The organism is Fulvivirga kasyanovii (assembly GCF_009711405.1).
GTDB classification, from domain to species: domain Bacteria; phylum Bacteroidota; class Bacteroidia; order Cytophagales; family Cyclobacteriaceae; genus Fulvivirga; species Fulvivirga kasyanovii.
The window spans coordinates 1-17,158 of sequence record NZ_SMLW01000627.1 but is presented as its reverse complement, the minus strand read 5'-3'; the positions used below and the strand labels follow the sequence as shown (position 1 = coordinate 17,158).

Below are 17,158 nucleotides of genomic sequence, written 5' to 3'. Positions count from 1 at the left end.
CTCCTGCTTTCCACATGCCGCAAATACTACCGACAAAATAATGGCTCCGTAAATAAATTTTCTTTTCATTGTTTGCGTTTGATTTTTTTACTTTTTAACTTCCTGTTATTACTAGTTAGTTCTGTACTTAAAGAACTAATACGGCAAAAAAATTATTTGGTTTTATTTTCCCACTCTTTATATAGCTTCGGAAGCTCTTTTCCCATATATTCTAAAAAATTCACAAAGTCCTTTATGGCTTTATTAAAATCTTTGGTTTCTTTTGTTCTGTGCTTAAGCACCTCTTCAAACATTTTAGACCAACTGCATTTTTTGCAGAAGCCATCCATGATGTGCTCTCTCCAAAGTTCGATCCTCGACTTAAAATAGCGTTTTCTGTCTCCAGGTTTGGTAACATACTCAACCCTGTCCAACTTAATGGCTATATTGAGGGCATTGCTTGTAGCACTTTTGCTTAAGTTCAAGGTCTCCCTGATCTCGTCAAAAGTAAGTTCAACCTTATCGCTGACCAATAAAAGCCCCAAAACCCTGGCCACCGCCGGGGAAAGGCCTTCAGATTCGTGCATCAAACCGATCTTCTCTACCAACTGTTTCTGTTCATTACTCAGCATAATATACTCTTTATGGTTTATGCAAAAGTAATAAGTTTTTTTAGTTCTGCAAAAGGAGAACTAAAAAATTTACTATCAGGTGTCAACAAACTAAAACTATTCCGGAAATTCGAAGGGGTAGGGTATGGAGAGGCAATATAAAAAAGAGGAATGAATAACTTCACTCCTCTTAAACAATAATTTTTCAAATTAAGAACTCAATGCTGCTTCGTAGTCTGGCTCTTCTGCTATTTCATTGACCAGCTCAGAGTGTATTACCGTGCCATTTTCATCGATCACAACCACGGCTCTGGCATTAAGGCCGGCAAGCGGACCGTCTTCCAGCTCCACGCCATACCTTCGGGCAAAGTCTGCATTTCTAAAATCGGAAAGGGACATTACATTTTCTATCCCCTCCGCTCCACAGAAACGTTTATGGGCAAAAGGAAGATCTTTTGAAACGCACAGTACCACAGCATTATCGAGCGCTGCGGCCTTCTCATTAAACTTTCTAACCGATGTAGCGCATGTAGATGTGTCAATACTGGGAAAAATATTCAGTATGATCCTGCGTCCCTTTAAGTCAGAAAGTGTTACCTCCGAAAGGTCAGTGTTCGTGAGTTTAAAATCAGGAGCAGTAGCCCCCTTTCCCGGCAAATCTCCATTCGTTTTCACCGGATTACCTTTTAGTGTTACAGTCGCCATTAATTTTTAGTTTGGTTTTGTTCTGCCCAATTTAACATTTCATCTATGGTGTTTGTTGCCACGAAATGATAGTTAGGCCTGGCTTTTTCATAAATAGCCATAGCTCTTTTTTTACCTTCGTCGGTTTTTATTAATTCACCATAAAGCGGGGTAAGGAATTTTCTTCTGCCTGTATTCACAAGGAAGTGTTCTAACTTGAGGTAGGCAGGCTCATAGCTATGCTTGATAGCCTGTAGAAGCCATGCCATTAATACTTCCGAGTTGCCGGTTTGGGTAAAGCCAAATGTCTTGTCCAGCTCAGCCAGACGATCATTATTAAGCTCTAAAGGTAAGGCCCTTACGAAGTGTAGCCATTCGTGGGAAGACCACTGTGCAGTATCTAATTGGCTGGCGGGAGTTCCGGCCACAAACTTTTCAACCTGCTTGTCTACATTGGCAAACCTGTCTGACTGAGGTACCGGGGCATCTTCGGGAAGCCCGGGCTGATAGATCCATTCTTCTATTTTTACTTTGCCTATGTTTACCCTTTCTTTATCCAGAAGATTTGACTGCAATTGCTCTATAAACTGCTCGGTAGTCATCACTTTGAATGCATTTTTGCTGAAATAATCCTTTAAAAATGCATCAAATTTTTCCCTGCCTACCTGCTCTTCCAGGTATCTTAAAAACAAATAACCCTTGTCGTAAGCAATGGAAGTAACTCCCTCATCCGGGTTTCTGCCTTCCAATTCGAGTTTCAGACGAGTATCCTGCTCATTCTTGTCTTCAGTCATCTGCTCTATCTCAGCTTTAAGGTCCTGAGCTGCCAAAGATGCCAGCATTTCAGAATAATCACGGCCATAAAGCTTCTCCATGATGCGTTGCTCAAAGTAAACCGTAAAACCTTCATTGAGCCAGAAGTCATTCCAGGTGGCATTAGTCACCAGGTTTCCTGACCAGGAGTGGGCAAGTTCATGCGCAACCAAAGAAGTCAGTGACCTGTCGCCTGCCAGTATGGTAGGCGTGGCAAAAGTCAGCCTTGGGTTTTCCATACCACCAAAGGGAAAGCTCGGCGGCAGTACCAGCAAATCGTAACGCCCCCACTGATAGGGACCATACAGCTCCTCGGCGGCAGTTACCATCTCTTCTAACTCACCAAATTCGTATTTGGCATCATCAATCATTGATGGCTCTGCATAAACTCCCGTTCTGGGGCCTATTTCAGCGAACTCCAGATTACCTACGGCAAGCGCCAGCAGATAGGCAGGAATGGGCTGATCCATCTGAAATTTATAAACACCACTCTCATTTTTTTCCTGAGGGTTTGAAGCACTCATCAGTGCCAGAAGGCCTTTAGGAACCTCAACCTCGGCTGAGTAGGTGAATCTTATGCCGGGAGAATCCTGAATAGGAACCCAACTCCTGGCCAGAATAGCCTGCGACTGGGTGAATAAAAAAGGGTTGTCTTTTCCTGCTGTCTGAACCGGGGCCAGCCACTGTAAAGCTTCTGCATCAGAAGAGGTTGAATAATAAATGTTGACCTTTTCCGTATCAGGGGTAATTTTGATGGTCAGCGGACTACCCATGGCGTCGGTTTTCTGACCAATTTTGTAGGTGGTTTTTCCCTCCTCATCACCCAGGGTTACGCTATCCACTTTCAGGTCTTTAGTATCAAGAATGAGCTTTTCTGCATCTTCTGAATTTTCTATGGTCAGGGTAGCTTTGGCCTTTATGTTTTTTTCTTCAAAACTAACCTTTGCCTTCCAGTCCAGGTGTTTAACTACTGATTCCTGAGGGCGGGCGTAGCTATGAGGGTCTTCTATTTTCATGGTTTCTGAGCTCTTTTCTTCCTGGTTTTCCTTCTTCTCCGGCTGGCAGGCCGAAATACCTATTGTAAGTGCCAGTAATGAATACAATAACTGCTTTAACATATCTTTTAATTATAGATGAATTCTCCTTTCGGACTATTAATAGTCACTTGTTTCTTTTCTGAGGCTTCCACCCGGCCGATGATCTGGGCATCTATTCCAAAGCCTTTGGAGATGGAAATCACTTCGGCAGCATGTTCTTCCTTCAGGTAAATTTCCAATCTGTGCCCCATGTTAAATACTTTATACATCTCCTTCCAGTCCGTGCCACTTTCTTCATGAATAATGCGGAACAACGGAGGAACCGGGAACAGGTTATCCTTGATCACATGCAAATGATCAATAAAATGCAATACTTTGGTTTGCGCACCTCCACTGCAATGCACCATACCATGGATGTGCTGACGAAGGTTTTTAAATACTTCTGCCATTACCGGGGCATAAGTACGGGTAGGTGACAATACCAGTTTCCCTACATTGACCGGTGCGTCATCCACAGTATCAGTAAGTTTGTACCCTCCTGAAAACACAAGGTCGCCAGGCACATCCGGATCAAAGCTTTCAGGGTACTTTTCTGCATAAATCTTATTGAACACATCATGGCGAGCCGAGGTAAGCCCATTGCTGCCCATACCACCATTATATTCTGTTTCATATTTGGCCTGCCCGTATGACGCCAGGCCTACAATTACATCCCCCGCCTCAATGCGCTCATTGCTAATCACATCTTTTCGCTTCATTCTGGCGGTAACCGTACTATCCACAACTACTGTCCTTACTAAATCGCCGAGATCAGCAGTTTCCCCACCGGTGCTGATGATGTTAACACCGTTGTCTCTTAGCATCTGCAGCACCTCCTCAGTACCGTTGATCAACGCCGCAATCACTTCTCCCGGTATCAGGTTTTTATTCCTGCCTATGGTTGACGACAGCAATATGTTATCCAACGCGCCGACACATATCAGGTCATCAATATTCATGATGATGGCATCCTGGGCTATGCCCTTCCAAACAGACATATCGCCAGTTTCCTTCCAATAGATGTAAGCAAGCGAAGATTTTGTGCCTGCGCCGTCTGCGTGCATGATATTGCAATAGTCCGGATCATTGGCAATGTAGTCTTCTACTATTTTACAGAAAGCCTGGGGATAAAGCCCTTTATCAATGTTTTTGATAGCATTGTGCACATCTTCTTTAGATGCTGATACTCCACGTTGTGCGTAGCGCTCGCTCATAATTGTAATTTAAGGAATGAAGAGGTACAAAAATAAGAAAAGTGATGAGAGTTGGGAGGATTCTGCACGGCTCAAATTAAAATAGAGCCATTCATGCATTCCATATGAGCGCTATTAACCTATCAACTCACCACTCAACCGCTCCCAGGCCAACTTTTTATATGTCCTGCTTATAGGCAATTGCAACTCACCAATACTGACCTCTTCCTTATTATAAGCTGAGACGCTTTGCTTATTGACAATAAATGAGCGATGAATACGAACAAACATTTCGGGGAGCCGCTCTTCAAGCTTACTGATCTTTTCTTTGGTAACCACATGAGTACTGTTGTTCAGATGGATTTTCACATAATCTCCAAGACTCTCTATATAGGTCACTTCATCGTAAGTCAGTGTTTTAAGCTGCCGTTCTGAGCGTATGGTAAATTGCCCTACCTCGTATTTCTGTTTTTCCGCTTTAAGGGCATTGATATCGTGTTCCTTAATAAATGTGCGACGAATAAGCAGGATGAAAGAAAACAAAAACACAATGAAGTAGAGGGTGACCGCCAGCACAAAAACATCAGAAGATACGGGACTCATGTTATGATAGGAATACTCCGCCAGAAAAATAAAAGCAAGCATGATCACCAGCATTTCAAGATATAGTGACACAAGCAACATGTAAATTGAGTAGAGTATAAACGCTCCATACCTGCGGACAAGAAGATACTTTGGAACCAGGTAAAAATTAAAGAAATAACAGGTCCCGATTACAACCGGCATAAGCATGGAAACAAAGTAGAAGCTCTCCTCAAATGACGAGTAGTAAGGAGCAAAAATCACTGACAGTAAGACCAGCGTTACGATCCAAAATATGATGTGTACATAACTTTTCATAGCAGCGAATATCTCCATTTAAGCAGAGCCTGGCCAATTTAATCGATAGATGACCGGTTTACAGCCGGATTCGACATTGCCATCCGACCCTGCCAAACCTAGCTTTGAACTGTATAATTAAACAATTAAATTTAACTATCATGACAAAACTATTTATTGAAGGAGGCCCTGCATTTATGGGCATACTCACCCTGGTACTTTTAGTAATTTTAGCGCTGGCAGTAGTCAATGCTGTCTACCTGGCATCCGGTAAAGGCCATGATCCGGTGATCGTCAAATCACGGCTGGGATATATCAAAAGTGCCGGCCTGTTCGGGCTGATCACTGGTATCCTCGGACAATTGATAGGTCTGTATCAGGCGTTCGAAGCTATTCAACGGATAGGAGAAGTATCACCTGCCCTGCTGGCAGGGGGGATGAAGGTCTCTATGATCACAACCATGTACGGTTTCGTAATATTCATTATTGCTTACCTGCTTTGGTTTGCACTTGAAGCCTATGCTTCCAGAAATAACCCTGCGGAGGCTTAATAAAAAAGCTGCTCCGGAAGTTCAAATTTCCCGGAGCAGCTTTTAACAAATTAGTGTCTATTCCCTACTGACCAGCGTCATCATCATCAAAAAACCGGTCTTCGTCAAATTCATCAACATCAGTAGACTGCTTTTTCTCGCCTACTTCCAGAATCTTGAATTCAGTACGTCTGTTTACCTGGTGTTCTTCCTCGGTTTTCGCGTTAGGTATGATCAGCTTGGTTTCTCCATACCCTTTGGCCGTCAGTCGGTTGGATGCAATACCTTGAGAGATGATGTAGTCAACCGCAGATTTCGCTCTTCTTTGAGATAACTTCATGTTATAGTCGTCATCAGCACGATCATCGGTATGTGAGCTAAGTTCTATCTTAAGCTCAGGGTTGTCTTCCAGAATGGTTACAAGCTTATCCAGTTCACGGGCAGCATCTTCCCTGATATCTGATTTATCAAGGTCGTAATAGATGTTCTCCATCACGAAAATTTTGTTCTTTTCGATTTTTTCGAGAACCAATAAGGTGTCAAACTTCACATCTGTTACGAGTTGCTTCAAAGTATCACGGTCTATGCTCTTGCCTACAGTGGTAAATTGGGCACGGGTGATCAGATACTGGTCTTTACCTCCTTTTTTCTCCCCTACAAGATTATAATGCTCATGCTCGTAAACCCTGAACAGGAATTTACCATCATCCTCAGTCACGGTTTCATCAAGCACATTGCCTTCATAGTCAAAGAGTTTTACTTCTACCCGGGGTAAAATAACAAGTTTGTCATTATCATCATGGGTCATGGTTACACCTTCAAGATAATAATTGACAATCTTCAGATCAGGATCTTCATTTACGAAAGTATAAATATCATCATCTCCTTCACCACCCTCTCTGTTTGAGGTGAAAAAGCCTCTGTCTGCTTTAAACAAATACATACCAAAATCATCCGCACTGGTATTCATTGGTTCGCCGAGGTTTTCTATTTCAGTTCTTCCATTCCTGCGTTTGGCTACCAAAAGGTCCAGTCCACCAAAACCTGCATGTCCATCACTGGAAAAATACATGTAACCTTCATCAGAAATATAAGGGAACATCTCATTACCCGTAGTATTAATTTCCGGCCCCAGGTTAGTGACCTTGTAAAAACGTCCTCTTGAATTTCTTTTGGCCGAATAGATATCTGTACCTCCATAGCCTCCCGGTCTGTTGGAAGCAAAATAAAGTGTTTTGCCGTCCCTGCTAAACGCTGGGGTTGAATCCCAATAGCCCGGGTTATTAATATTCAGCATCCTGGGCTCCGTCCAGCCTTCGCGACGATTACTTGAAATGTATAAATTGACATCGGCAGTTCCTTTTTTCTTACCTGAATTGCCACGTGCGAAGATCATGGTTTGCCCATCAGGGCTAAAAGTTACCGCACCTTCGTTGATATTATAGTTATTGATAAGCGCATCCAGCTCCGTAATAGTAGTAGTATCTACCCGTGCCCCCTGGGTCTTTACCCGGTAAATATTTGTGAAGGGTGTGCCGGTGGCTTTATAAATTTTGCTGTCACCACGTGAAGAAGTAAAATAAAGCTCTCCATCATTATACACCGGCGCATACTCGGCTGCAGGTGAGTTTATTTCGTCGAGGTTCTTTACTCTAAAGTAGTTCTTTTTGGCCCTGACCTGCTCAAGGTTATTCAGGTTATCATACTCTTCCTGTCCCCTTTTTTGATATTCTTCGTCCTCCACTACTTTCAAGTGCTGCTCAAGCTCCTTTTTTGCCTCATCGTAGTTGCCGTTAGCCTTCAACGCAAAAGCGTAGAACATGTGTATGGAATCATTTTTCATACCCCTGTCCAGGGCCTTTTTATAGAAAGGGGCCGCTTCTTGCAGCCTGTTGGATTGCCGGTAAGATTCTGCTATATAAAAATTGGCTTCCGCATTATTCGGATCCTTCTTAAGTACTCCCTGATAAAGCTCAATCGTAGACTGAAACTGACCGCGATCAAAAGTTTTTGATGCCTTTTTCTCTACACTACACGACAGGACGGTTAATGCCAGAAAGGCCATCGAAATTTTTAATGTCGCATTCATATTTTAATATTCCTTTGCCTAAATTTATAATTATTAATCCTCAATCGTATAACGACGAGTATAAATATTATGTTGTTGGCATGCATTTAATTGAAGTACCTGCCTAGCCAGGTTGATTTTGCAGGGACAACCCATGAAGTTTCCAACTCACTTTTACTGGATACCAGGTTATTAAAAGTAAGGGTACTTTCATCAATCTTTCCTTCTGCCACACTGGCTTTTAAGTTACTGAGAGATTCCAGATATACTTCTTCGTTGAAGATAAAGGCAATTTTTGTGCGATCAAAGAAGTTGATATTAAGCTGCTGCTCAACTTGCTTTACAAAGCCAACAGAGCTGTCAATGGAGCATCCGCTGGCTTTATTGAAGTTTTCATCAACGCTAATCACCAAAAACTGATTGTGAAATATTTTAAAGGAGCTTTTCAATGGTGCGCCATGAGCGGCCCAATCCTCAAAAAACTTTTCTCCTGTAGTATTTACTGCTTCTACTTCGGTACTTGCCAGTTTTCTATCTGCCTGGTATATCCAAACTCTGGCATCGTCGGGCATGTTTTCAAATGGTATTAACATACTAACAAATTTAGGAAAAAAACCACAAAAGCCCGGATTAAGTTCTTTTTAAGGGAAATTAACGCACGTTGGCTCAAGACTCTAATCGGGTCACCGGGCAGCACCAGAAGAGATGCTAACCCCAAAGGCTTTCCAGGGTATATGGCCCTTCTTCAACCACCCAAAAGTTGCCGGTTACAAAGCGCAATCCCCGATCAAGCTTGGCTATTTCCTGCATTTCCTGCTCACTGAGCTTAATATCCGCCGCCTTATAGTTCTGTCTGATACGCTCCGGGTTTACTGATTTAGGGATCACGGAAATGTCGCGATTAAGTGACCACGCAATTAATACCTGAGCAGGGCTAACACCCTTCGCTTCTGCAATTTTAGTGATAACAGGATCTTCCAGCAGCAGGGGCTCATCATCAGATTTTAAATTCGACGGTCTGTCCTTGGAGCCCAGAGGTGAATATGCTGTAAGAAGAATGCCTTCCCGCTTACAAAAATCGACCATATCCTCTTGCTGCAAATATGGATGCATCTCTATCTGGTTCATTTCCGGTTTCACCCTTCCCTCAACTGTAAGTGACTTTAGCTTATCAATATTGAAGTTGGAAACACCGATATGTGTAGTCAGGCCTTTTTCCTGCACATCCTCCATAGCCCTCCAGGTCACGGATAAAGGAATCTCTTTAAGCGAAAAGAAATCACTTGCTTTCTGTGCCATAGACACTCCTTTTTTAATGGCAACAGGCCAGTGAATAAGAAAAAGGTCAAGATAGTCTATTTGCAAATCAGACAACGTCTTCTTCAGCGCAGGCTCCACATCCTCTGCCGCATGCGAATCATTCCACAGTTTAGAGGTGATCCACAGGTCTTCCCGCTTCACAATGCCTTCTTCAAAACATTCGGTCAATGCCTTCCCTACTTCCTTTTCATTTCCATAAATAGGCGCACAGTCTATGTGTCTGTAGCCTGTTTTTATAGCCTCTTTTACAGCAGTGTAAACTTCACCGGGCTTTGACTTCCATGTTCCCAGGCCAAAGGCAGGCATTTTGTCTCCATTTCTGAATTGCAGTGTCTTCATTGATCTCTGTTTTTATTGGTTAGTGGTAATTCATTGTAATTTCAACGTCTGCATTTGCTTCATTGTTACCATAATTTAATAGCACTCAATAAGATAATCCAAAAACGTCAATTAACTGACTTTTTCCTACCGAACTACCCTCTAAATTTAGGATAAAGCCTGTCGTGATACTTTCGTGACATATGAAATTTACCTTTACCAAAGGACCGGTCCGGCTTTTATATGGATGGAAAAGATCACTTATGAAAAAGGTACTGCTTATTGAGGACGATGCTCACATTAAGGATTTGCTCGAAATCCATTTAAGCGACTTGGGTTGCCAGTTAAAAATGGCTCAAAACGGCAGTATGGGCTATCGCATGGCACTTACAGAGGCACTGGACCTCATCATACTGGATATTATGCTGCCAGATAAAGATGGCATTGAAATCTGCCGGGACCTGCGTGCCAATAACATTGATACACCCATATTGATGTTAACGGCTCGCTCGGAGGAAATTGACAAAATACTGGGCCTGGAAACTGGTGCGGATGATTACTTGACCAAGCCTTTCAGTGTAAGGGAGTTCATTGCCCGGGTAAAGGCCATTTTCAGAAGGGTGCAAATGCTTAACACACCCAGGGATGATAATCAGATAATCAGGCATGGAGCGCTGATTATAGACCAAGCCAAAAGAAAGGTGCTTCGTGGAGGAGAAAGAATTGACCTCACCCCAAAAGAGTTTGACCTGCTCTACCTGCTGGCGTCCAACCCGGGAAAAAGTTATTCCCGCGACCGCCTGCTTAGTATCATCTGGGGGTATGAATTTGAAGGGTACGAACATACTGTAAATTCCCATATAAACAGACTGCGGGCAAAGGTAGAAGAAAACCTGAGCGATCCGGAGTATATTCTCACCACCTGGGGTATCGGCTACAGGTTCAACGACGAAATTTCGGAAATCAATCCGCATGAAAATGAAAATAAAAAATAGCAGTCTGGGCTTTTTCCGGAAGATCTCACTCACCCTGGCGGGGCTTTTAATGGTTGTAGGCTTCTCCTATGTTTTTATCACCGCCAACCTGGCCGAGAAGTATGTGCAGGAAAAAAACCAGGCACTCAATGCCAGTATTGCGGAGCATATCATTACTGAGGTAAAGCCATTCATTAATGGCGAGCTGTCAGAAAGTGCTACTCAGGACATTATGCATCATATGATGGCCATTAACCCTAGCATAGAAGTATATATTCTCAACCCACAGGGAAAAATTCTATCCTATGTGGCTCCCTACAAAAAAGTAAAAATGGACTCCGTAAACCTGGCCCCGGTTCGCCAGTTTATTCATTCAGATGAAAGAAAATACATCGTGGGAGACGACCCCAGAAACCCGGGGGTTCAAAAAGTATTTTCAGCAGCCCCTATTCTTGAAAATGACAAAACCCTTGGCTATGTCTATGTAGTACTGGCCAGTGAAGAGTATGACTCCGTATCTGCCTACATGTGGAATAGCTACATACTGCGGCTAGGCGGCAGGGCAATATTTATCACTTTGTTTGTAGCCCTTGTACTTGGGCTGCTGATCATATGGCTTATCACTCGTAACATCAACCGCATTACACGTACTGTCAAGCGCTTTCAAAATGGAGAAATGAGTGCGCGGATACCGGTTAAGTCAGAAGGAGGCATTAATGACCTTGCCCTGGCATTTAATGAAATGGCGGATACCATAGTAGGCAATATCGAAAACCTAAAATCGATGGAAAACCTGCGAAGGGAGCTAGTTGGCAATGTCTCTCATGACCTGCGCACCCCTCTTGCCGTAATACATGGCTACATAGAAACATTAATGATCAAAAGAAAAACACTGTCGGAAGACGAGCGTGAAAAATATCTTAAGATCATCCTCGAAAGCACCGAAAAACTCAGGAAACTGGTTGATGAACTGTTCGAACTTTCCAAACTGGAATCGAAGCAGGTAAGTCCTAAAAAAGAGCCATTCTTTATTCAGGAGCTGATCAATGACATCAGTCAAAAATTCCAGCTTCTGGCCCGGCAAAAGAACATCGAAATTACCACGTCCAAGCATCAGGCCAATACACTGGTATTCGCAGATGTCGGGTTGATAGAGCGTGTGCTGCAAAACCTGATTGATAATGCTTTAAAATTCACGCCTAAAGGTGGCAGAATACAGGTAGAAGTAGACCAGGACGATCAATATGTTGAAATAAAGGTATCTGACTCCGGCCCCGGGATCCCCAAAGATCAGATCCCATTCATTTTTGACCGCTACCATATCGGGGACAAGCGGATCAGCCTTGATAATAACAATACCGGGCTTGGATTAGCCATTGTCAAAAAAATACTGGAAATTCATAATGCAACGATCCACCTGAGTAGCAAGGTTAATTACGGTACCACATTTTCATTTCAATTGCCACAATATCAAACTGCTCAATCATGAAAAGACTATTTATCATGCTTTTAACTCTCTCCGGCTGTATCGGCACAGATATCATTGACGATGAAATGGAGGAAAAGATTGTTATAGACAACCCGATAACTTCTCTCAAAGTTGGCGAATCCCACCAGTTTTCTGCTAAATACTTTAACAATATCGGCCAGGAGGAAAATGTGGTTTTTGTATGGACATCGTCAGACGAATCCGTCATTTCAATAGAAAATTCAGGGCTAGCCACTGCGCTGACTCCTGGTACAGCTACCCTCAGTGTACTTGCAAAAGGCATTGCCACTTCAGTGGAAGTAACAGCAGGCGACGAAACCAGCGGGGGCGTAGAGCAAAGATCAGCGACCCTGCAAACTGTGAGCTCGTACCCACTTTCAGGTGATGTAACACTAAAAAAGGGGAGCAACGGCCTTATCCTGGAGTTTGCGGATAACTTTAATACTACATCCGCCCTCCCCGGTTTGTATGTATACCTTTCCAATAATGCCAATACTACCAATGGTGCCCTTGAGGTAGCCAAAGTGGCAAAGTTTAGCGGGGCTCAATCGTATGAAATTACCGCAACCTCTGATCTTTTTGAATACAATATTGTACTGTTTTACTGCAAACCTTTTGTAGTACCGGTGGGTAACGGAACACTAAATCCTTAAAGCAATGAGAATTATTAAAACTATTTTCGTGATAGGTTTCATTTGGTTTTCAACAGAAGCCATGGCAGGCGGAGGATGGCCCCAGCCGAAAGGCGGGATGTTTCTTAAACTGAGCCAGTGGTGGGTAATCTCTGACCAGCATTATACCAATACAGGCATGATCGATCCTAACCTTACCAGGGGAACCTACAACACCAGCATTTATGCAGAATATGGTTTTACTGACCGGCTAACCGGTGTCCTTTATTTTCCTTTTTTTAGCAGGGCTACTTTAAATGAGCAGGTATCAGGTACAACAGGCCAACTAATAGCTGAAGGTGATGCTGTAAATTCATTAGGAGATACTGATCTGAGCATAAAATATGGTTTGATTACAGATAAACCGATTGTAATAAGTGCTACGCTAACCTTAGGGCTGCCTCTTGGAAATGACAGTGGAGGAAGGGACGGGTCATTACAAACCGGAGACGGAGAGTTTAACCAGATGATCTCCATTGATGCCAGCAGGGCTTTTAAGGTTGGGAAATTCTATCCTTTCCTTTCACTAAGAGCAGGCCTGAACAACCGCACCAAGGACTATTCGGATGAATTCCGGTATGGCGTTGAAGCCGGTATCACCATCAGCAAAGTAACCCTGATAGCCCGTGTTTTCGGCGTTGAATCATTGAATAATGGAGCCGATAATTTCAATGCCGTAGGCACGAGCCTGTTCGCTAACAATACCGAATATATGTCTTTCTCACCAGAGATAGCCTTTAACTTCACCAAAGCCTTCGGCATCTCAGCATCATATGGAACTGCCTTTTCCGGGCAGCTAATTTTTGCCAACCCAAGCTATTCGGTAGGTGCATTTTTAAAGCTTTAGACTTACGTTATGCTTTCGTGATATTTCCGTGATACTTGAAGCCGATTTTTGATAACATGTTAAACCATAAAAATTTTAAACCATGTTAAAAAAATTCGGAATACTAATATTGTCTATGGCTGTATTTATAGCTTGTAGCGATGATGATACTGAGGAGGTACTGATAGACACCAGCATGCCTCAGGGAGCCTTTACTGCTACGGCAGATGGCACCTTTGTAGAGCAAAATGACACGGGAAGTACCGGCACTGCAGAATTGGGAACTGACGAAAGCGGAACACAATTCCTGCGCTTCGGGTCTGATTTTTCCACAACCCTTGCCACCGGTACTGTTACTGTTTACTTGTCTACTTCGAGCGAGTATAAAGCTGACCCTGGCAATGGCAACCCTGACCTGAGGCTTATCGGTCCGGTAAGTTCTACAGGGGAGAACTTCTTTAAACTGGAGCCGGCCGCAGCCAGCAAATTCACCCATGTCATTCTATGGTGTGGGTCAGCGAACATCCCGTTTGGATATGCTGAACTGAATTAGACCCATGAGCAGGTATGGACTTACAGGCAAATGCTTGTCCCTATTGATAGGGACAGCATTCCTTTGTTTATCAACGGCCTATGCCCAAAGCGGCTGGACACGGAAAAAGGGAGAGTATTATATAAAACTCCAAACCAGTCACGGAGCATCTGACACTTACTTCAACTTATCCGGCAATCAATTAAAAACCTCTGAATTCATACAGTCCATCACCGGATTTTATGGTGAATATGGAATTGCCGACCGGTTGACAATCATCAGCTACGGCCCGGTTATCAAACATCATTACTTCGAAACCACGGAAAAAATAACTGCTTTGGGTGATTTGCCTATAGGTTTAAAATATGGACTGCTCCAGGGTGAATTTCCGGTGTCCATCAGCCTGATTACCGATATACCGATAGCTAAGGCAAACAACTATGCACAAAACAAGCAAAATGATTTCGAACAGATCAATTTGCCCGCAGGTGATGGTGAGTGGAATTTCCGGTTAACAGTGGCTGCCTCTCATTCATTTTATCCGGCACCTGCCTATGTTTCAGCATACTCAACATTCAACTATCGCACTCAATATGAAGGCATCGACTTTACGCACCAGGCTGTAGGTGGTGCTGAGTTTGGTGGTTTGATCGCCACAAAAGTTTGGGTTATCGCCGGATTATCGTTTCAAAAATCATTGGGGGAAGGCGCTGTAGTAGATTTTATCAGGGGTGAAGGTACCGAGTTCACGGCTTTGGAGGTCAAATCGTCCGTGGAGCTATTTAAAAGCATCAGCCTTAATGTGGGGTATTTCAGGTACATAGACCTGATCGTAGAGAGGGCAAATTTGTATAGCACAGGAATAGTATCCGTAGGCCTGGCTTATGAATTTAAAAAATAATGAGCAGAAATATGTTGTTAGTTGTTTAAGGTTAAGGCCCGGGGATCAGTCCGGGCCTTTTACTTATCTACATATTTTGGGAATCTTACTTTTCACCAAGGCCTTCTGCAATAAGCTCAGCAAGGTCTTTTACCTTCACCTCAGCTTCTTTTTCTTTATTTTTCACACCATCACTCATCATGGTCATGCAGAAAGGACAGCCTACAGCAATAGTGTCTGCTCCGGTGCTTAAAGCCTCCTCTGTTCTATCAATGTTCACTTCTTTGTTACCCGGCTCAGCATCCTTAAACATCTGCCCACCCCCGGCTCCACAGCAAAAGCCTTTGGTCTTGCAACGTTTCATCTCCACCAGTTCGGCATCCAGCGCCTCAAGGACTTCTCTTGGTGCTTCATATATGTTATTGGCACGTCCCAGGTAGCAGGAGTCATGGTAAGTGATCTTTCTTCCTTTAAACTCTCCTCCTCCTTTCAGGGAAACTTTTCCCTGATTGATCAACTGCTGTAGAAAGGTAGAGTGGTGTATAACTTCATAATTTCCCCCAAGGGCAGGGTATTCGTTCTTCAGCGTATTGAAGCAATGCGGGCAAGCCGTCACTACTTTTTTAACATTATAGCCATTCAGGACCTGAATGTTCGAAACAGCCTGCATCTGAAACAGAAACTCATTGCCAGCTCTTCGTGCAGGGTCGCCGGTACAGGTTTCTTCAGGGCCCAATACAGCAAATGAAACACCTACCACATTCAATATTTTTACAAACGCCCGCGTAACGTTTTTATATCTGTCGTCATAAGAACCAGCACAGCCTACCCAAAATAAGATTTCAGGTGACTCTCCTTTGGCAGCCATTTCGGCCATGGTGGGTACTTTATATTTATTATCGCTCATAGCTTAGATATCTTATTTATTTCGTCAATTTCTTTTTATGCTTCTTCTTTTTTCAGGTCATCAGCCCATTTAAACCTATCGGTAGGGGCAAATTTCCAAGGAGCAAAATTGGTTTCTATATTCTGGAACATGCTATTCCAGCTCGCAGGAGAGCCAGACTCTTCCATAGCTACGTACCTCTTGAGCTGGTAAATAATATCCAGCGGATCGATACTTACCGGGCATGCTTCAACACACGCCTGACAGCTTGTACATGCATTGATCTCTTCCTTGGTAATAAAATCATGCAGCAGGGTTTTGCCATCTTCCAGCCCTTTGCCTCCTTTAGCGAGACTTTTACCAACTTCTTCGGCCCTGTCACGGGTATCCATCATTATTTTTCGTGGAGATAGCAGCTTGCCTGTCTGGTTAGCAGGGCACTCAGAAGTACAACGGCCGCATTCTGTACAGGAATAGGCGTCCATCAGGTTTTTCCAGGTCAGGTCATTGATATCTTTTGCACCAAACCTACCAATCTCTTCTGGCGCAGGCGGGGGTGTACCTCCTTCCGGCTGAATGCCCAACATCATATTTACTTCATTGGTCACGGCATCCATGTTTTTCATCTGGCCCTTAGGTGTAAGTGTACCATAGTATGTATTTGGAAAGGCCATAAAAATATGGAGGTGCTTGGAGTAGGTAACATAAATAGCAAAACCAAGGATACCTACTATATGAAACCACCAGGCAGCCCTTTCAATAAATATAAGCGTGGCAGTATCCATTCCTTCAAAAAGAGGCATCAGCATGGAGCTAAAAAACAATGATCCTGTGGCTGTATAATGTTCAGGATTGGATTGTTGCAACAGTTGGTCTGCAGCATTCATAGTGAGAATAGCAATCATCAACACTATCTCTATGATCAATATCAGATTGGCATCAAGCTTTGGCCATGCAGTCATCTCACGGGCATGAAACCGCTTTACCTTAATAATATTCCTGCGAATGAGAAAAACGGCACAGGAGAAAAGGACTGCAACGGCAAGAAACTCAAAAATATTCATCAATACCGGGTAGACGTCTCCAAGAAACGGCGCAAACATACGATGCTGCCCGCTCAGTCCATCCAGCACAAATTCGAGCACTTCAATATTAATGACCAGGAACCCCACATAAATCAGCAAGTGAAGAAAGGCGGGGAGAGGTCTTTTGAACATCTTTTTCTGACCAAACGCAATCAAAAGCATATTCTTCCACCGCTGGGAAGTACTATCTTTTATCTCAACATCCTTACCCAGATTAATATTGCTTTTTATGCGCCTAATGCGTTTAAACAGCACAAATGTGGCTGCTCCAAGTATGATTAAAAATGCTATCTGTCCTATGTATTCCATTCCAAGTAAATTTATCTGTATAAATTTATTATTTT

17 protein-coding genes are annotated in these 17,158 nt (G+C 43.2%); 7 read left to right on the top strand and 10 right to left on the bottom strand.

Annotated elements, in window-relative coordinates:
• Positions 1–152: 152 nt before the first annotated feature.
• From E1163_RS21010 to E1163_RS20990, 5 genes are all read right to left on the bottom strand, one after another.
• The gene (locus E1163_RS21010) at positions 153–611 is read right to left on the bottom strand and encodes a GbsR/MarR family transcriptional regulator (protein WP_155174432.1); all 459 of its coding nucleotides are present in this window, start codon (positions 609–611) and stop codon (positions 153–155) included.
• A 189-nt stretch (positions 612–800) separates the two neighbouring features.
• Positions 801–1,295, bottom strand: coding sequence for a thiol peroxidase (tpx, locus tag E1163_RS21005; RefSeq protein ID WP_155174431.1), 495 nt, complete (start codon positions 1,293–1,295; stop codon positions 801–803).
• Positions 1,295–3,205, bottom strand: a complete 1,911-nt coding sequence (locus tag E1163_RS21000; protein WP_155174430.1) for a M1 family metallopeptidase — start codon at positions 3,203–3,205, stop codon at positions 1,295–1,297. Before E1163_RS21000 ends, tpx begins: the two co-directional genes overlap by 1 nt.
• Positions 3,206–3,210: 5 nt before the next feature.
• Positions 3,211–4,377: an AIR synthase-related protein gene (locus E1163_RS20995; RefSeq protein ID WP_155174429.1), complete on the bottom strand. Its 1,167-nt coding sequence runs from the start codon at positions 4,375–4,377 to the stop codon at positions 3,211–3,213.
• Between the two features lie 114 nt (positions 4,378–4,491).
• Positions 4,492–5,274 (bottom strand): LytR/AlgR family response regulator transcription factor, encoded by a 783-nt coding sequence (locus tag E1163_RS20990; RefSeq protein WP_155174428.1) that lies wholly within the window; start codon positions 5,272–5,274, stop codon positions 4,492–4,494.
• Positions 5,275–5,396: 122 nt separating this feature from the next.
• Between E1163_RS20990 and E1163_RS20985 the strand changes: the two genes are divergently transcribed.
• Positions 5,397–5,786 carry a MotA/TolQ/ExbB proton channel family protein gene (locus E1163_RS20985; protein WP_155174427.1) on the top strand — a complete coding sequence of 130 codons (390 nt, stop codon included), beginning with the start codon at positions 5,397–5,399 and terminating at the stop codon, positions 5,784–5,786.
• 64 nt (positions 5,787–5,850) lie between these two features.
• On the opposite strand, the gene E1163_RS20980 is transcribed toward E1163_RS20985, so the two are convergent.
• The 3 genes from E1163_RS20980 to E1163_RS20970 form a co-directional block, all read right to left on the bottom strand.
• Complete coding sequence (locus E1163_RS20980) at positions 5,851–7,854, bottom strand: CHU_0125 family OmpA-like outer membrane integrity protein (protein ID WP_246223804.1); 2,004 nt, start codon at positions 7,852–7,854, stop codon at positions 5,851–5,853.
• A gap of 86 nt (positions 7,855–7,940) precedes the next feature.
• Positions 7,941–8,426 carry a hypothetical protein gene (locus tag E1163_RS20975; protein WP_155174426.1) on the bottom strand — a complete coding sequence of 162 codons (486 nt, stop codon included), beginning with the start codon at positions 8,424–8,426 and terminating at the stop codon, positions 7,941–7,943.
• A 115-nt stretch (positions 8,427–8,541) separates the two neighbouring features.
• Positions 8,542–9,492, bottom strand: a complete 951-nt coding sequence (locus E1163_RS20970) for an aldo/keto reductase (protein ID WP_155174425.1) — start codon at positions 9,490–9,492, stop codon at positions 8,542–8,544.
• 242 nt (positions 9,493–9,734) lie between these two features.
• Here E1163_RS20970 and E1163_RS20965 point away from each other — a divergent pair, with 242 nt between their 5' ends.
• The 6 genes from E1163_RS20965 to E1163_RS20940 all read left to right on the top strand — a co-directional run bounded on the left by E1163_RS20965 (position 9,735) and on the right by E1163_RS20940 (position 14,864).
• Positions 9,735–10,466 carry a response regulator transcription factor gene (locus E1163_RS20965; protein ID WP_155174424.1) on the top strand — a complete coding sequence of 244 codons (732 nt, stop codon included), beginning with the start codon at positions 9,735–9,737 and terminating at the stop codon, positions 10,464–10,466.
• Entirely contained in the window at positions 10,450–11,934 is a 1,485-nt protein-coding gene (locus E1163_RS20960; RefSeq protein WP_246223802.1) for a sensor histidine kinase, read from the top strand. The genes E1163_RS20965 and E1163_RS20960 overlap by 17 nt, the downstream gene beginning before the upstream one ends.
• A complete protein-coding gene (locus E1163_RS20955; protein ID WP_155174422.1) occupies positions 11,931–12,587 on the top strand; it encodes a DM13 domain-containing protein in 657 nt (218 codons plus the stop codon). Before E1163_RS20960 ends, E1163_RS20955 begins: the two co-directional genes overlap by 4 nt.
• Before the next feature lie 4 nt (positions 12,588–12,591).
• Positions 12,592–13,452 (top strand): hypothetical protein, encoded by an 861-nt coding sequence (locus E1163_RS20950; RefSeq protein ID WP_155174421.1) that lies wholly within the window; start codon positions 12,592–12,594, stop codon positions 13,450–13,452.
• A gap of 82 nt (positions 13,453–13,534) precedes the next feature.
• Positions 13,535–13,984, top strand: a complete 450-nt coding sequence (locus E1163_RS20945) for a DM13 domain-containing protein (RefSeq protein ID WP_155174420.1) — start codon at positions 13,535–13,537, stop codon at positions 13,982–13,984.
• 4 nt (positions 13,985–13,988) lie between these two features.
• Positions 13,989–14,864, top strand: coding sequence for a hypothetical protein (locus E1163_RS20940; protein ID WP_155174419.1), 876 nt, complete (start codon positions 13,989–13,991; stop codon positions 14,862–14,864).
• Between the two features lie 85 nt (positions 14,865–14,949).
• Here the strand turns inward: E1163_RS20940 and E1163_RS20935 are convergent, their stop codons facing one another.
• The gene (locus E1163_RS20935; RefSeq protein WP_185156162.1) at positions 14,950–15,750 is read right to left on the bottom strand and encodes a (Fe-S)-binding protein; all 801 of its coding nucleotides are present in this window, start codon (positions 15,748–15,750) and stop codon (positions 14,950–14,952) included.
• A gap of 35 nt (positions 15,751–15,785) precedes the next feature.
• Complete coding sequence (locus tag E1163_RS20930) at positions 15,786–17,123, bottom strand: 4Fe-4S dicluster domain-containing protein (RefSeq protein ID WP_155174418.1); 1,338 nt, start codon at positions 17,121–17,123, stop codon at positions 15,786–15,788.
• Between the last annotated feature and the right edge of the window lie 35 nt (positions 17,124–17,158).

Coding starts and splice junctions, on each gene's coding strand:
- E1163_RS21010 (WP_155174432.1), bottom strand. CDS start 611: ATGCTGAGTAATGAACAGAAACAGTTGGTAGAGAAGATCGGTTTGATG.
- tpx (WP_155174431.1), bottom strand. CDS start 1,295: ATGGCGACTGTAACACTAAAAGGTAATCCGGTGAAAACGAATGGAGAT.
- E1163_RS21000 (WP_155174430.1), bottom strand. CDS start 3,205: ATGTTAAAGCAGTTATTGTATTCATTACTGGCACTTACAATAGGTATT.
- E1163_RS20995 (WP_155174429.1), bottom strand. CDS start 4,377: ATGAGCGAGCGCTACGCACAACGTGGAGTATCAGCATCTAAAGAAGAT.
- E1163_RS20990 (WP_155174428.1), bottom strand. CDS start 5,274: ATGGAGATATTCGCTGCTATGAAAAGTTATGTACACATCATATTTTGG.
- E1163_RS20985 (WP_155174427.1), top strand. CDS start 5,397: ATGACAAAACTATTTATTGAAGGAGGCCCTGCATTTATGGGCATACTC.
- E1163_RS20980 (WP_246223804.1), bottom strand. CDS start 7,854: ATGAATGCGACATTAAAAATTTCGATGGCCTTTCTGGCATTAACCGTC.
- E1163_RS20975 (WP_155174426.1), bottom strand. CDS start 8,426: ATGTTAATACCATTTGAAAACATGCCCGACGATGCCAGAGTTTGGATA.
- E1163_RS20970 (WP_155174425.1), bottom strand. CDS start 9,492: ATGAAGACACTGCAATTCAGAAATGGAGACAAAATGCCTGCCTTTGGC.
- E1163_RS20965 (WP_155174424.1), top strand. CDS start 9,735: ATGAAAAAGGTACTGCTTATTGAGGACGATGCTCACATTAAGGATTTG.
- E1163_RS20960 (WP_246223802.1), top strand. CDS start 10,450: ATGAAAATAAAAAATAGCAGTCTGGGCTTTTTCCGGAAGATCTCACTC.
- E1163_RS20955 (WP_155174422.1), top strand. CDS start 11,931: ATGAAAAGACTATTTATCATGCTTTTAACTCTCTCCGGCTGTATCGGC.
- E1163_RS20950 (WP_155174421.1), top strand. CDS start 12,592: ATGAGAATTATTAAAACTATTTTCGTGATAGGTTTCATTTGGTTTTCA.
- E1163_RS20945 (WP_155174420.1), top strand. CDS start 13,535: ATGTTAAAAAAATTCGGAATACTAATATTGTCTATGGCTGTATTTATA.
- E1163_RS20940 (WP_155174419.1), top strand. CDS start 13,989: ATGAGCAGGTATGGACTTACAGGCAAATGCTTGTCCCTATTGATAGGG.
- E1163_RS20935 (WP_185156162.1), bottom strand. CDS start 15,750: ATGAGCGATAATAAATATAAAGTACCCACCATGGCCGAAATGGCTGCC.
- E1163_RS20930 (WP_155174418.1), bottom strand. CDS start 17,123: ATGGAATACATAGGACAGATAGCATTTTTAATCATACTTGGAGCAGCC.